Source organism: Streptomyces himalayensis subsp. himalayensis (genome assembly GCF_013778455.1).
Classification (GTDB): domain Bacteria; phylum Actinomycetota; class Actinomycetes; order Streptomycetales; family Streptomycetaceae; genus Streptomyces; species Streptomyces himalayensis.
The window spans coordinates 385,149-399,599 of record NZ_JACEHE010000002.1 but is presented as its reverse complement, the minus strand read 5'-3'; the positions used below and the strand labels follow the sequence as shown (position 1 = coordinate 399,599).

General features: G+C 69.9%; 14 protein-coding genes. 7 read left to right on the top strand and 7 right to left on the bottom strand.

The genetic code is table 11. The features are described from left to right. Positions 1–77: 77 nt before the first annotated feature. On the top strand, positions 78–761 hold the full coding sequence (locus H1D24_RS05600; RefSeq protein ID WP_181656237.1) for a GntR family transcriptional regulator: 684 nt from the start codon (positions 78–80) through the stop codon (positions 759–761). Then, positions 758–2,077: an MFS transporter gene (locus H1D24_RS05595; protein ID WP_181656236.1), complete on the top strand. Its 1,320-nt coding sequence runs from the start codon at positions 758–760 to the stop codon at positions 2,075–2,077. The genes H1D24_RS05600 and H1D24_RS05595 overlap by 4 nt, the downstream gene beginning before the upstream one ends. Before the next feature lie 117 nt (positions 2,078–2,194). On the opposite strand, the gene H1D24_RS05590 is transcribed toward H1D24_RS05595, so the two are convergent. Then, positions 2,195–3,019 carry a maleylpyruvate isomerase family mycothiol-dependent enzyme gene (locus H1D24_RS05590; RefSeq protein ID WP_181656235.1) on the bottom strand — a complete coding sequence of 275 codons (825 nt, stop codon included), beginning with the start codon at positions 3,017–3,019 and terminating at the stop codon, positions 2,195–2,197. A 150-nt stretch (positions 3,020–3,169) separates the two neighbouring features. Between H1D24_RS05590 and H1D24_RS05585 the strand changes: the two genes are divergently transcribed. Further along, on the top strand, positions 3,170–3,988 hold the full coding sequence (locus tag H1D24_RS05585; protein WP_181656234.1) for a carbon-nitrogen family hydrolase: 819 nt from the start codon (positions 3,170–3,172) through the stop codon (positions 3,986–3,988). A 7-nt stretch (positions 3,989–3,995) separates the two neighbouring features. Here H1D24_RS05585 and H1D24_RS05580 read toward each other — a convergent pair whose 3' ends face one another. Further along, positions 3,996–4,484, bottom strand: coding sequence for an LURP-one-related/scramblase family protein (locus H1D24_RS05580; RefSeq protein WP_181656233.1), 489 nt, complete (start codon positions 4,482–4,484; stop codon positions 3,996–3,998). Continuing rightward, the gene (locus tag H1D24_RS05575; protein WP_181656232.1) at positions 4,481–5,485 is read right to left on the bottom strand and encodes a helix-turn-helix domain-containing protein; all 1,005 of its coding nucleotides are present in this window, start codon (positions 5,483–5,485) and stop codon (positions 4,481–4,483) included. Before H1D24_RS05575 ends, H1D24_RS05580 begins: the two co-directional genes overlap by 4 nt. 52 nt (positions 5,486–5,537) lie before the next feature. On the opposite strand from H1D24_RS05575, the gene H1D24_RS05570 reads away from it, so the two are divergent. Both H1D24_RS05570 and H1D24_RS05565 read left to right on the top strand, forming a co-directional pair. Then, a complete protein-coding gene (locus H1D24_RS05570; RefSeq protein WP_181656231.1) occupies positions 5,538–5,951 on the top strand; it encodes a cupin domain-containing protein in 414 nt (137 codons plus the stop codon). 86 nt (positions 5,952–6,037) lie between these two features. Continuing rightward, positions 6,038–7,882, top strand: coding sequence for a thioredoxin-like domain-containing protein (locus tag H1D24_RS05565; RefSeq protein ID WP_181656230.1), 1,845 nt, complete (start codon positions 6,038–6,040; stop codon positions 7,880–7,882). A 135-nt stretch (positions 7,883–8,017) separates the two neighbouring features. On the opposite strand, the gene H1D24_RS05560 is transcribed toward H1D24_RS05565, so the two are convergent. The 4 genes from H1D24_RS05560 to H1D24_RS05545 form a co-directional block, all read right to left on the bottom strand. Further along, complete coding sequence (locus H1D24_RS05560) at positions 8,018–8,263, bottom strand: DUF6458 family protein (protein ID WP_181656229.1); 246 nt, start codon at positions 8,261–8,263, stop codon at positions 8,018–8,020. Positions 8,264–8,377: 114 nt separating this feature from the next. Continuing rightward, complete coding sequence (locus H1D24_RS05555; protein ID WP_181656228.1) at positions 8,378–9,706, bottom strand: M18 family aminopeptidase; 1,329 nt, start codon at positions 9,704–9,706, stop codon at positions 8,378–8,380. An 85-nt stretch (positions 9,707–9,791) separates the two neighbouring features. Further along, a complete protein-coding gene (locus tag H1D24_RS05550; RefSeq protein ID WP_181656227.1) occupies positions 9,792–11,618 on the bottom strand; it encodes an acyl-CoA dehydrogenase in 1,827 nt (608 codons plus the stop codon). Positions 11,619–11,816: 198 nt separating this feature from the next. Continuing rightward, positions 11,817–12,653: an intradiol ring-cleavage dioxygenase gene (locus H1D24_RS05545; RefSeq protein WP_181656226.1), complete on the bottom strand. Its 837-nt coding sequence runs from the start codon at positions 12,651–12,653 to the stop codon at positions 11,817–11,819. A 216-nt stretch (positions 12,654–12,869) separates the two neighbouring features. Between H1D24_RS05545 and H1D24_RS05540 the strand changes: the two genes are divergently transcribed. After that, complete coding sequence (locus H1D24_RS05540; protein WP_067274313.1) at positions 12,870–13,325, top strand: SseB family protein; 456 nt, start codon at positions 12,870–12,872, stop codon at positions 13,323–13,325. Between the two features lie 142 nt (positions 13,326–13,467). Then, a complete protein-coding gene (locus H1D24_RS05535) occupies positions 13,468–14,424 on the top strand; it encodes a pirin family protein (protein WP_181656225.1) in 957 nt (318 codons plus the stop codon). Positions 14,425–14,451: the final 27 nt, after the last annotated feature.

Sequence of the window (14,451 nt, the reverse complement as noted above, 5' to 3'; positions counted from 1 at the left end):
GAAGCGCGCAGCCGCCTCGGTCGTCCGCATCCTGGACGAGGCCGACCATGCGTACGTGTTGTATCTATGATGTGCGCATGCCCTCAGCGCCGTCCCCCTCCGACACAGCGAAGACCTCCGCCGCAAAGCAGCCTCCTGCCGCCGACCGCGTCTACCACCACGTCAAGCAGGGAGTTCTCGACCGGCGTTACCAGGGTGGGACGCTGCTCACCGAGGGGGAGCTCGCGGAGGCCGTCGGCGTCTCCCGCACCCCCGTACGGGAGGCGCTGCTCAGGCTGGAGGTCGAAGGGCTCATCAAGCTCTATCCGAAGAAGGGCGCGCTGGTCCTGCCCGTCTCCGCCCAGGAGATCGCGGACGTCGTCGAGACCCGGCTGCTCGTCGAGGAGCACGCCGCGCGCAAAGCGGTGCCCGCGACCCCTCAACTGATCACCCGCCTCGAGGAGTTGCTCGAGAAGCAGAAGGCTCAGGCCGCGGCCGGCGACCTGGCCGAGGCGGCGATCACCGACCGCTGCTTCCACGCGGAGATCGTGCGCAGCGGCGGCAACGAGATCCTCTCGCGCCTCTACGACCAACTGCGTGACCGTCAGCTCAGGATGGGAGTCGCCGTGCTGCACTCGCACCCCGACCGGATCGCCAAGACCCTCGTCGAGCACCAGGAGATCCTCGACGCCCTGCGCTCGGGCGACGGCACAGCCGCCGTCGCCGCAGTCCACCGGCACATCGACTGGTTCTCCCACCTGGCGCGGGGCGAGGTCCGATGAGCTCCTCGGCGTCCTCTGTCTCCTCCGCGGGCTCCCTGCCCGGCGATCCCCCCGGCGGCCGGCGTGCTGTCGCCATCTGGTCGATCGGTGTCTCCGTCTACTTCGTCGCCGTCATCTTCCGCACCTCCCTCGGAGTCGCGGGCCTCGACGCCGCCGACCGCTTCGACATCAACGCCTCCGCGCTGTCGACCTTCTCGATACTCCAACTGCTCGTCTACGCGGGCATGCAGATACCCGTGGGCCTGATGGTCGACCGGCTCGGCACCAAGAAGGTGCTGACCATGGGCGCCGTACTGTTCACGGCAGGCCAGCTCGGCTTCGCGCTCTCCCCGTCGTACGGGACGGCGCTCGCCGCACGGGCGCTGCTGGGCTGCGGTGACGCGATGACGTTCATCAGCGTGCTGCGTCTTGGCAGCCGCTGGTTCCCGGCCCGCCGCGGGCCGCTGGTCGCCCAGCTCGCGGGCCTCGCGGGCGTGGCGGGCAACCTCGTCTCGACGTTGGTGCTGGCCCAGCTGCTGCAGGGCGTCGGCTGGACCGCGGCGTTCGCGGGCAGCGCGCTGGCCGGTGTCGTCGTCCTCGTGCTGGTGACGCTCTTCCTCAAGGACCACCCGGAGGGACACGAGCCGGAGCCGCTGCCGCACCAGGGCGCCGCGTACGTACGCCGCCAGATCGCGGCGGCCTGGCGGGAGCCCGGCACCCGGCTCGGCATGTGGGTGCACTTCACGACGCAGTTCCCGGCCATGGTGTTCCTGCTGCTGTGGGGCCTGCCGTTCCTCGTCGAGGCACAGGGCCTGTCCCGGGCGTCGGCGGGCCGGCTGCTCACCCTGGTCGTCGTGTCCAACCTGGTCATCGGCCTCGTCTACGGGCAGGTCGTCGCGCGGCACCATGCGGCGCGGACACCGCTGGCGCTCGGCACGGTCACGGCAACGGCGACGGCGTGGGCGGCCACGCTCGCGTACCCCGGCGACCACGCGCCCATGTGGCTGCTCGTCGTGCTGTGCACCGTGCTCGGCGCCTGCGGACCGGCCTCGATGATCGGCTTCGATTTCGCGCGGCCCGCGAACCTGCCGGAGCGTCAGGGCACGGCGTCCGGCATCGTCAACATGGGAGGCTTCACCGCCTCCATGACGACGTTGTTCGCGGTGGGCGTGCTGCTGGACGCGACCGGTGACAACTATCGCGTGGCGTTCTCGGTGGTGTTCGTGCTGCAGGCGCTGGGGCTGAGCCAGGTTCTGCGGTTGAGGAAGCGGGCGGTTCGGCGGGAGCGGGAGCGGTTGGTCGCCTCCCGGGTGGAGGCGGTCCACGTTCCGGCGTAGTACGCCGCACTGTTCCGGCTGGGCCCGCCCCGCTTCCGGTACTGGGGGCTCCGCCCCCAGACCCCCATCGCCCTGACGGGCTCGTCCTCAAACGCCGGACGGGCTGATCACACTCCCTTACGGCGTCACCGCGAAATGCCGCAGGATCGCCGCCGCCAGGTCCTGGTCGCCCTCCGACTTCACCCGGTCCGCGACATCCAGCGGCTGTACGCGGCCGCAGGCCAGGCGGACGTACGTCTCCCAGTCCATGCTGAGCGTCACGGCGGGGCCGAGGGACGGGGCGCCGTCGACCGTGCCGCGGCCCTCCGCGTCCACGCGGACGGTGCGCAGGAAGTCCACCGGCCCGTTCACATCGAGGACGACGGCCGAATTCGCCGGCGCCCCCGCGTCCTTGGCGACCACCTTGGGCAGCGCCGCCAGGAGGAAGTCCCGGGTGACGTAGGCGCCGGGGGAGTCCTGGTTGCCCGGCTGGCCGAGAGCCGCGCGCAGGTCCTGCTCGTGCACCCAGATGTCGAACGCCCGCATCCGCATGGCGTGTTCCAGGGTCCGCTCGGTACCCAGCGGCCCGCGGACCGTGGCCTCCGGGTGCCGCCCCTCGTTGCGCAGCTGCCGCATGCGGCGGATGACCGTGTACTCCAGTTCGGAGGTCATCTCGGGCGCGGTGTGGTGGCGCCGCACATCGACCTGCATCTCCATATAGCGCTGGTGCTCGGTCTTCACGTGGTACAGATCGCGAGGCAGCGTATGGATCGGCCGCGGGTCGCCCAGCATCTCGCAGTCCAGGCCGATGACGTGGGAGACGATGTCGCGCACGGACCAGCCCGGGCATGGCGTCGCCCTGTTCCACTCCCCCTCCACGAGCGGCTGCACCAGCTCGGTTATGGCTTCCACGGAGTGGGTCCAGGCGTCGGCATAGGTCTGAAGGCTGGGATGGAGACTCACGGGACCCCTCGGGCGGTTTGTGCGCGGGCGGAACGGAACTGGGTGGGAGGCTCTGCGCTTAAGTTACGCTGCCAGAAGGCACCCCGGCAGTGCTTTCGTGTGACGATCGTAGGCCCGTGTGGACGGGTCGAATGCCAGGACGGTGGTAGTGTGCGCGCTTCGCTCATCCAGATCGGTGTAGATGACGACGAATCGGTCGATTCTCGACGGAAGCGCGCGGCCTCTCTGGTGAGCGAACAGGCGGGCGCCGATCTCGTCGTCCTGCCCGAGCTGTGGACCACGGGCGCCTTCGCCTACGAGTCGTTCGCCGCCGAGGCCGAGCCCCTGGAGGGTCCGACGTACGAGGCGATGGCCAAGGCAGCGAGCGACGCGGGTGTCTGGCTGCACGCCGGCTCGATCCCCGAGCGCACTGCATCTGACAGCGGCTCCGCCGCGGGCGACGGCCCGCTCTACAACACCTCGCTCGTCTTCTCCCCCGACGGGCAGCTCGCCGCCGCCTACCGCAAGATCCACCGCTTCGGCTTCGACAAGGGCGAGGCCGTGCTGATGGGCGCGGGCAGCAACCTGGTCACGGTACGGATGCCGGGCACGACGGCCGGTCTCGCCACCTGCTACGACCTGCGCTTCCCCGAGCTGTTCCGGGGGCTGGTCGACGCGGGCGCCGAGCTCCTCGTCATCCCGGCGGGCTGGCCGGAGCGGCGGCGTTCCCACTGGACGCTGCTCGCGCAGGCGCGCGCCGTGGAGAACCAGGCGTATGTGCTGGCGTGCGGGACGGCCGGTACGCATGCGGGGGTGCCCCAGGCGGGGCACAGCATCGTGGTCGATCCCTGGGGCGAGGTACTCGGCGAGGCCGGGACCAGTGAGGAGGTCCTCACCGTGGAGTTCGATCCGGGCCGGGTGGCCACGACCCGGGAGCAGTTCCCTGCGCTGAAGGACCGGGTGCTGGGGCTGGACGCGCCGCGCCGCTGACGGAGCCCTATCCCTGTTCCCTGTCCGCCAGCTGGATCACGCACACCGTGATCGCGAGCAGCAGGGACGGGTCTGCCTGGTCGTCCAGGATTTCGACGCCGTACGTCTCGCGCACGTGCAGCCAGCGGCGCGAGATACGGGCCAGGGGCAAGCCGTCGCGTTCGACGGTGAACTCGCGGTCCAGGATCTTGCCGCGGACGTCCATCTCGGTGCCGTGAGCCAGGGCCACGCGGTACTGGTTGCGCAGGAGCGACAGGCGCTTGCGCTTCACGGTGGCCAGGGGCTCGCCGTCCCGCTCGATCACCATCTCCCCGCGCAACGCCAGCATCTTGCGCCGGGCGACGATCAGCACCCGCCCCAGCGGGTCCTTCAGCTCGAAGGTGTCCCGCAGACGCAACGCCTTGCCGTCGACGAGAAACGCCTTGCCGCCCTGCTCGTCCTCGATCCAGTAGTCGTCACCGATGCCGAGGATCCGGTCCCGTACGAGGTATCTCATGCGGTCAGGGATTCCCCGAGGACCGGGCCGAAACGCCGCCGGTAGGCCGACGGGCTGAGTCCCGTCTCGCGGCGCAGCCGGGCGCGCAGGTTCGCTGTGGTGCCGAGGCCGCTTCGCTGGGCGACCACGTCCAGGCGCACCTCGCCGCGCTCGATGAGGCGGCACGCCAGCGCCACCCTCTCACCCGTCAGCCAGGCGAGTGGCGTGGTGCCCAGCTGGGCCCGGAACCTCCGGTGCAGAGTGGCCGGGCTCACCGCAGCCCGCGCGGCGAGGTCCGCGACAGTCAGCGGTTCGCCGAGCCGCTCCTGGGCCCAGGCCAGCAGCGGCGCGAGGGACTCGTCCGGTACGTCGGGGACGGGCCGCTCCACGAACTGCCGTTGCCCGCCGTCTCGGTGGGCGGCGAACACCAGTCGCCGGGACACGGCGTTGGCGATCTCGGCGCCGTGGTCCCGGCGCCAGATGTGCAGTCCGAGGTCCAGCGCGGCCGCGCTGCCCGCGGCGGTGAGGAGGTCGCCCTCGTCCACGAAGAGCACGTCCGGCTCCAGCAGCACCTTCGGATGCAGTTCCCGGAAGGAGTCCGCCCAGCGCCAGTGTGTCGTGGCCCGCCGCCCGTCGAGCAGCCCGGCCTCGGCAAGCGCGAAACTGCCGGTGCAGAAACTCATGACGCGGGCGCCACGCGCGTGCGTGCGCCGAATGGCGTCGAGCACGGCGACACCGCGCGGGACGACGTTGTCCGGCCGGCCGGGCACGACGAGGATGTCGGCGTCGTCCACGGCGTCCAGCCCGGGCACCCCGGTCAGCGTGAAGAAGCCGTGGTTCATCCGCACCTCGGGCGTCGGAGTGCACAGCGTCACCTCGTAAGGCGGCCACGGCAGCCCCAGCTCGGGCCGCGGCAGCCCGAACAGCTCGGTGGCCACACCGACCTCGAACGGGTTCGTGCCCTCGTCGACGATCACGGCGACCCGATGGGTCCGCACCGGCTGAGAGGATCCTTGCGGCATGTGCGATTTCTAGCACTCGTACGACGGGTACGGCATCCCCGACGATGACGGCATGACACAGGAACCCATCTCTCTCGACAAGGCCCTCGCCTCCTTCACCGAGCAGTGGAGCCCCCGCATCGTCACCCGCGTCAACGACTACGACGTACGCATCGCCAAGGTCGAAGGCGAGCACCTCTGGCACGCCCACGAGCACACGGACGAGTTCTTCCTGGTCATCGACGGCGAGCTGACCATCGCGCTGCGCGAGCCCGAAGCCGGCGAGCGCATGGTCACCCTCCCCAAGGGCTCGGTCTTCACCGTCCCGCGCGGCGTGGAGCACAAGCCGACCGCACCGTCCGGCGCGTCGATCCTGCTCTTCGAACCCACGGGGACCCTGACGGTCGGCGACCGCCACGAGGAGGTCCCGGACCACGTGGACGCCACGACGGGGCATGACCTTGCGGTGGAGGACCCCGAAGCCTGAAGGAGTCAGGCCGTGCGGCGGGCCTGCAGAGGTGCGCCTGCGGGCTTCGCGCAGGGCGCGCCTGAAAGGGATGGCACCCTTGAGGGATGAACGACGTCTCCTCCGCGCAGCCGCGCCGCGCCCGTGTCCGTGCCCCCGAGCTGATCGGCAAGGGCGGCTGGCTCAACACCGGCGACCAGCAGTACACCCTCGCTGACCTGCGGGGACGCATCGTCGTTTTGGATTTCTGGACCTTTTGTTGCATCAACTGCCTGCACGTCCTCGACGAGCTGCGCGAGCTTGAGGAGAAGCACCGCGACACCGTCGTGATCATCGGCGTGCACTCGCCGAAGTTCGTGCACGAGGCCGAGCACCAGGCCGTCGTGGACGCCGTCGAGCGGTACGGCGTGGAGCACCCGGTGCTCGACGACCCCGAGCTCGCCACCTGGAAGCAGTACGCGGTCCGTGCCTGGCCCACCCTCGTCGTCATCGACCCCGAGGGGTACGTCGTCGCGCAGCACGCCGGCGAGGGCCATGCGCACGCGATCGCGAAGCTGGTCGAGGAGCTGGAGGCCGAGCACGAGGCGAAGGGCACGCTGCGGCGCGGCGACGGGCCGTACGTACCGCCGGAGCCCGTCGCGACCGACCTGCGCTTTCCCGGCAAGGCGCTGCTCCTGCCGTCCGGGAACTTCCTGGTCAGCGACACGACCCGGCACCAGCTGGTGGAGCTGGCCGCCGACGGCGAGAGCGTCGGGCGCCGTATCGGCTCGGGCGAGCGCGGTTTCGCCGACGGACCGGCGGAGGCGGCGGCCTTCAGCGAGCCGCAGGGTCTGGCGCTGATCGACGACGGCGCGGCGGTCGTGGTCGCGGACACCGTGAACCACGCGCTGCGCCGCCTCGACCTCGCCACGGGCGCGGTCACGACGCTCGCCGGGACCGGCCGCCAGTGGTGGCAGGGCTCCCCGACGAGCGGCCCCGCCCGCGAGGTCGACCTCTCATCGCCCTGGGACGTGGCCGTCTTCGGCGGCAAGGTGTGGATCGCGATGGCCGGCGTCCACCAGCTGTGGACGTACGACCCGGCGGACGAGGCCGTGGCCGTCGCGGCCGGTACGACCAACGAGGGTCTGGTCGATGGTCCCGGCGCCGAGGCATGGTTCGCGCAGCCGTCCGGTCTTGCCGTGTCGGTGGACGGGGAGCGGCTGTGGCTGGCCGACTCCGAGACATCGGCGCTGCGCTGGGTGGACCGGGACGATTCTGTGCACACCGCCGTCGGTACCGGCCTGTTCGACTTCGGGCACCGCGACGGGGCCGCCGAGCAGGCCCTGTTCCAGCACCCGCTCGGCGTCACCGCCCTCCCCGACGGCTCCGTCGCCGTCAGCGACACGTACAACCACGCCCTGCGCCGGTACGACCCGGCGACGGGCGAGGTGACCACGCTCGCCACTGATCTGCGGGAGCCGAGCGATGCCGTGCTGCTTGCCGAGTCCGGCGACATCGTGGTCGTCGAGTCGGCCCGCCACCGGCTGACGCGGCTGCGGCTGCCGGAGGAGGCCGTACGGGTCGAGTCGGTCGCCCACCGTACGCAGCGGGCCGCGACCGAGGTCGCCCCCGGCAAGCTTCAGCTGGACGTGATCTTCCAGGCGCCGGCCGGGCAGAAGCTGGATACGCGGTACGGGCCGTCGACGAGGCTGCTTGTGTCTTCCACGCCGCCGGAGTTGCTGCTTGCGGGGGACGGGGCGGGGACCGATCTCGAGCGGGTGCTCGAGCTCAATCCCTCTGTGGCGGAGGGGGTGTTGCATGTGTCCGCCATGGCGGCGTCGTGCGATGACGATCCCGCCAATGAGTACCCCGCGTGCCATGTGCACCAGCAGGACTGGGGGGTGCCGGTTCGGCTTGCGGCGGGCGGGGTCGGGCGGTTGCCGCTCGTTCTGGCCGGCATGGACGCGGGCTGACGTGCGCCCGGGTGGGCACCGTACGACGTCGGGTTACCCGCCGTCGTGGTGCTGTGCCCACCCTCCCCCATTGCCCCAGCGGAACGATTGCCCACAGCGGTACCGGCGGGCCCACCGCCCGCAGCGGTGTGTACGTCACTCGTACCCGCCGTACCCGCGCCCATGGTGATGGTGCCGCTCTTCCTCCACCACCGGGGAACCCGGTGGCATCAGTACGCGGCGGCGCCTTGCGATGCTGCTGAACGTGGCCACGCCGATGAGGCCGACGGCCATGAGGATGATCCCGACCACGTCGAGGTTCACGCCCTGCATGTCCCAGTCGGTCGCGAACGTGAGGATGGCCCCCGCGGCGATCAGGATGATGCATCCGCCCAGGCCCATAGGTCTCGCCTCCCTGCTCTGAGGTCCCGTATGTCTGTTCAAGGCCGAGGTCGAGTACCCCGAGCCCGAACGGCCATGCGGAGGCGGCGACTTGAAAGTCGCTGACGTGGGCCCTCAGCCCTCCAGGAACGCCACCAGCGCGTTCGCCAGCAGGAACGGGTCGTCCGCGCCGCACAATTCGCGGGCGCTGTGCATCGACAGGATCGCGACGCCGATGTCGACGGTCTTGATGCCGTGCCGGGCGGCGGTGATCGGGCCGATCGTCGTGCCGCACGGCATCGAGTTGTTCGAGACGAAGGACTGCAAGGGGACGCCGGCCTTCTCACACGCCGCCGCGAACACGGCACGGCCCGAACCGTCCGTCGCGTAGCGGTTGTTGACGTTGACCTTGAGGATCGGTCCGCCGTTCGCGCGCGGGTGGTGCGTCGGGTCGTGCCGCTCCGCGTAGTTGGGGTGGACGGCGTGGCCTGTGTCGGAGGACAGGCACACCGTCCCCGCGAAGGCGCGCGCCCGGTCCTCGAGCGAACCGCCGCGCGCGAACACCGACCGCTCGAGGACCGAGCCCAGCAGCGGGCCGTCCGCGCCGGTGTCGGACTGGGACCCGTTCTCCTCGTGGTCGAAGGCGGCCAGCACCGGGATGCTGAGTTTGTCTGTCTGCTTCGCAGAACGGAGGTCGGCGCCCGACGTCGCGGAGCCCGCCACCGCCGCGAGCGCCGCCGTGCCCGCGTGCACGGACAGCAGGTTGTCCAGGCGCGGCCCGGCCATCAGCTCCCGGTCGCGGCCGAGATAGGAAGGCCGCTCGATCGAGTGGACCATCAGGTCCCAGCCGGTGACCTCGCCCGGCTCGATCCCGTTCTCGTCCTCCAGGAAGCGGATCAGGCCGCCCTCGCCGGGCTCGCCCAGACCCCAGATCGGCTGCAGATGCTTCTGCTTGTCGAGCTTGAGGCCCTCGGTGTGCACCGACCGGTCGAGATGGATGGCCAGCTGCGGTACGCGCAGCAGCGCCCGGTCGACGTTGACCAGCACATTCGAGCCGTCCCGCAGCGAGAGCCGTCCCGCGATGCCGAGGTCACGGTCCAGCCAGGAGTTGAGCAACGGCCCGCCGTAGATCTCGACAGCGATCTGCCGCCAGCCGTGGGCTCCGGTGTCGGGCAGCGGCTTGACCCGCAGGTTCGGCGAGTCGGTGTGCGCGCCGACGATCCGGAACGGTGTATGCGGTGCGGCGCCCTCCGGCACGTACCACGCGACGATCGCGCCGCCGCGCAGCACGTACTTCCCGCCGGTCGACCCCTCCCAGGCGTCGGTCTCCGAGACCTGCCGGAAGCCCGCCTTCTCCAGCCGCTCGGCGGCGCTGGCCACAGCGTGGTACGGCGACGGGCTTGCCGTCAGGAAGGACATGAGGTCGTCGGTGTGGCCGCGGTCGAAGCGGACAGGAGAGGTCATGGGATCACCTTAACGACGTACGAGGGCCCGCTCCCGGGGGTGGGAAGCGGGCCCTCGTAAAGGGGGGCGTCTGTAGCCGGGTTGACTAGAAGGCTGCCTCGTCGATGTCCATCAGGTCCAGCTCGACGGCCTCGGCCAGCTGACGCTGGACGGCGACGCCCGGCAGGATGTTGGCGGCGAAGAACTTCGCGGCCGCGATCTTGCCCGTGTAGAACGCCTTGTCCTTGGCGGAGGCGGTCGGGAGCTTCTCGGCGGCCACGGCGGCGCCCCGCAGCAGCAGGTAGCCGACGACCACGTCACCCGAGGCCAGCAGCAGGCGGGTGGTGTTGAGGCCCACCTTGTAGATGTTCTTGACGTCCTGCTCGGTGGCCGCGAGGTCGGTCAGCATGACGCCGACGATCGCCTCGAGCTCGACGGCCGCCTTGGCGAGCGAGTCGCGGGCCGCGGCCAGCTCCTCGCCGCCGGTGCCGACCGCGAGGAACTTCTTGATCTCCTCGGCGAGCGAGTTCAGCGCGGCGCCCTGGTTGCGGACGATCTTCCGGAAGAAGTAGTCCTGGCCCTGGATCGCGGTGGTGCCCTCGTAGAGGGTGTCGATCTTGGCGTCGCGGATGTACTGCTCGATCGGGTACTCCTGCAGGAAGCCGGAGCCGCCGAAGGTCTGCAGGGACTGCGCGAGCTGCTCGTAACCCTTCTCGGAGCCGTAGCCCTTCACGATCGGCAGGAGCAGGTCGTTGAGCGCGTGCAGCTGAGAGGTGTCCTCGCCCGCCGCCCCCTTGACCGCGATCTCGTCCTGGACAGCCGCGGTGTGCAGGACCAGGGCGCGCATGCCCTCCGCGTACGCCTTCTGCGTCATCAGCGAGCGGCGCACGTCCGGGTGGTGCGTGATGGTGACCTTGGGCGCGGTCTTGTCCATGAAGTTCGCCAGGTCGGGGCCCTGGACGCGCTCCTTGGCGTACTCGAGGGCGTTGAGGTAGCCCGTCGAGAGCGTGGAGATCGCCTTCGTGCCGACCATCATGCGGGCGAACTCGATGATGCGGAACATCTGGCGGATGCCGTCGTGCTTGTCGCCGATCAGCCAGCCCTTGGCGGGGTGGCGGTCGCCGAACGTCATCTCGCAGGTGTTGGAGGCCTTGAGGCCCATCTTGTGCTCGACGTTCGTGGCGTAGACGCCGTTGCGCTCGCCCAGCTCGCCGGTCTCGAAGTCGAAGAGGTACTTCGGGACGAGGAAGAGGGACAGGCCCTTGGTGCCCGGGCCCGCGCCCTCGGGACGGGCGAGGACGTAGTGGAGGATGTTCTCCTCCATGTCGTGCTCACCGGACGTGATGAAGCGCTTCACGCCCTCGATGTGCCAGGAGCCGTCCTCCTGCTGGATCGCCTTGGTGCGGCCCGCGCCGACGTCCGAACCGGCGTCCGGCTCGGTGAGCACCATCGTGGAGCCCCAGGTCCGCTCCACCGCTATCTGCGCGATCTTCTTCTGGACCTCGTTGCCCTCGTCGAAGAGGATCCCGGCGAACGCGGGGCCGGACGAGTACATCCAGACCGCCGGGTTCGCGCCGAGGATCAGCTCCGCGTACGACCAGATCAGCGACGGCGGGGCGGTGGTGCCGCCGATCTCCTCGGGCAGGCCCAGGCGCCAGTACTCGGAGTCCATGAAGGCCTTGTAGGACTTCTTGAAGGACGCCGGGACGGGGGCGGTGTTGGTCTCGGGGTCGAACACCGGCGGGTTGCGGTCGGCGTCCGCGAAGGACTCGGCCAGCTCGTTCTCCGCGAGCCGGGTCAGCTCGTCGAGGATGCTCTTGGCGGTGTCGGTGTCCATCTCCGCGAACGGGCCGGTGCCGTACAGCTTGTCGCGCCCGAGCACCTCGAAGAGGTTGAACTCGATGTCGCGGAGATTCGACTTGTAGTGCCCCATGGCGACGGCTCCGTTAGCAGTTCGGGAGGGTTCCTCATACACGTACCAGCAAGTAGCTAGGATGATGCTACCCGTCGGTAATAAAAAGCAACCCCTATCGGGCATCTGTGACGCGTTACGCGTCCGCCGGCTCGCGCCGGACCCTCCCGAACCGCTGCTCGGACCGCCACCGGTCTGCTCAGACCGGCACTGGCCTGCTCAGACCGGAACCGTGAGCGTCGCCGTGTAGCCCTTCTCGACGCTGCCCTTCACCGTCGCCATCTGCTGGTCGTAGCCGTCGCTGAAGATGTTGTCCGACTCCAGCGAGAGCCGGCTGAGGTTCTCCACGCTCTGGCTGTAGCCGTCGGTCGCGTACACCGTGTCGCAGACGTCCTTCGGCAGCGCGAGCTGCGAGGTGTTCGTGATCGACGTGGCCGCCGTGGCGTCCTCCAGGCTTCCGTAGACCTCGAAGTGGATGTGCGGCCAGCGGCCCGAGTAGCAGGCCGGGAAGATGCTCTTGAAGGTGACCTGGCCCTTGTCGTCGGTCTCCTGGACGCCCCGCAGGTAGTTCTCGTCCGTGACGCCCTCGGAGTACAGGGAGTAGTTGCCCTCCCGGTCGCAGTGCCAGAGGTAGACGGCGGCGCCCTTCTTGGGCGTGCCGCAGCCGGAGGCGGCGTCGACGACCGTGAGCGTGATGGTCAGGGGCACGCCCTCGGCGGTGCCGCCCGCCGAGTCGCCGAAGCTGGACGTGATGTCGCTGCGGACGACACCGCTCTCCTTCAGGACGTTCACGCCGTTCGAGCCGTCGCCGGGGTACGGGCCGGCCGTCTCGTTCGGGATGGTCTCGCAGCTCGCGGACGAGGAGGACGAGCCGCCGGACGAGGTGGAGGCGGCCGAGGTGGAGGACGAGGACGAAGAGGAGGCCTCGTCCTCGGCGGCGCAGCCCACCAGCGGGATCAGGCTCGCACCGGCCATCAGCCGGATCATCCGGCGGCGGGCGAGGACCGGGAGGTCGAAGGAGAGACCTCTGTCGTGGTCGTGGATTTCTTCGTGCATGGCTGTGCCCCCTGCTTTCTGTGCCTGATTGTTCTGTGCGCCTGATCGTTCGCTATGCGTGCTGATTGCCCGCTGATGCGACGGATGCTATGAGTGCCCCCTGTGAGCAGCCACAGCCGTTTCTGTGAACTCCCTCAGCGAGTCCGCTCGCTTCGGGCTCCTGGTGCGGGGCCGTACCGCCCCACCCGACCCGCCGCTCTCGGTACGCTGTGCGCCATGTACGGGTACGAGCAGAACCAGGGCGCCCAGCAGCAGTACGCCCCGCCGCCCCAGCAGGGTTACGGCCAGCAGCCGCCGCTCTACCCGGAGCCCTCGCCGCCCTCCCTCGCGGACGCCGTGCGGGCCTTCACCACGGGGTCGATGTCCGCCGAGGACTTCCAGCAGATCTTCGCGACCTCGAAGGTCTACTGCCCGCGCGGTGACAACCCGGGCTTCCTCGCGCTGCACAACACCCAGCAGCCCGTGATCCCGATGTTCACCTCCCTCAAGCAACTGCGCAGGTACGCCGGCAAGGAGTCCAAGTACTTCGTGATCACCGGCGCCGAGGTGATCGATCTCCTGCCCACCGGGTACGGCTTCGTCCTCGACATGGAGGGCGAGCACCGGATGGTCTTCGACGCCAAGGCGGTCGAGCAGATGGTCGACTTCGCGATGCGCCGTATGTACGGCTAGACGCCGTCGCCCCTGCGGGGCCCCTGTAGGCCCGCGCCCCTGTCGCACCCGATGCCCGGAGGGAATTCCCTCCGGGCGTCCGTCGTTCTGGGTGGCAGAAAGTTCTACATTCAACTAATGTAGAGGTAAAGGAGGTCCCGACATGCCTGCAGTGACGATCGAGAACCCGCTGACCCTGCCCCGTGTGGTGGCGTCGGCTGACGCCGTGGCCCGTCCCGTGCTCACGGTGACGACGGCACCGAGCGGATTCGAGGGCGAGGGCTTCCCGGTGCGCCGTGCGTTCGCCGGGATCAACTACAAGTACCTGGACCCGTTCATCATGATGGACCAGATGGGCGAGGTGGAGTACGCGCCGGGCGAGCCCAAGGGCACGCCGTGGCACCCGCACCGGGGCTTCGAGACCGTCACGTACATCATCGACGGCACCTTCGTCCACCAGGACTCCAACGGCGGTGGCGGCACCATCACCAACGGGGACACCCAGTGGATGACCGCGGGCTCAGGGCTGCTGCACATCGAGTCCCCGCCGGAGTCCCTGGTCATGTCCGGCGGCCTCTTCCATGGCCTCCAGCTGTGGGTGAACCTGCCCGCCAAGGACAAGATGAAGGACCCGCGCTACCAGGACATCCGCGGTGGCCAGGTCAAGCTGCTCACCACAGAGGACGGCGGCGGGCTGCTGCGCATCATCGCGGGTGGGCTCGACGGGCACGAGGGTCCCGGCATCACGCACACCCCGATCACGATGGTCCACGCGACCATCCGGCCGGGCGCCGAGGCGACCCTGCCGTGGCGCGAGGACTACAACGGCCTGGCGTACGTCCTGGCCGGGCGCGGCACGGTCGGTACGGACCGGCGTCCCGTGCACACCGGGCAGACCGCGGTCTTCGGCGCGGGCTCCTCGCTGACCATCCGTGCGGATGAGAAGCAGGACTCGCACACCCCCGACCTCGAGGTCGTGCTGCTCGGCGGGCAGCCGATCCGTGAGCCGATGGCGCACTACGGGCCGTTCGTGATGAACACCCGCGAGGAGCTCCAGCAGGCCTTCGAGGACTTCCAGAAGGGCCGGCTGGGCACGATCCCGGCGGTGCACGGGATGTAGCGATCGGGGGTCTGGGGGCGAAGCCCC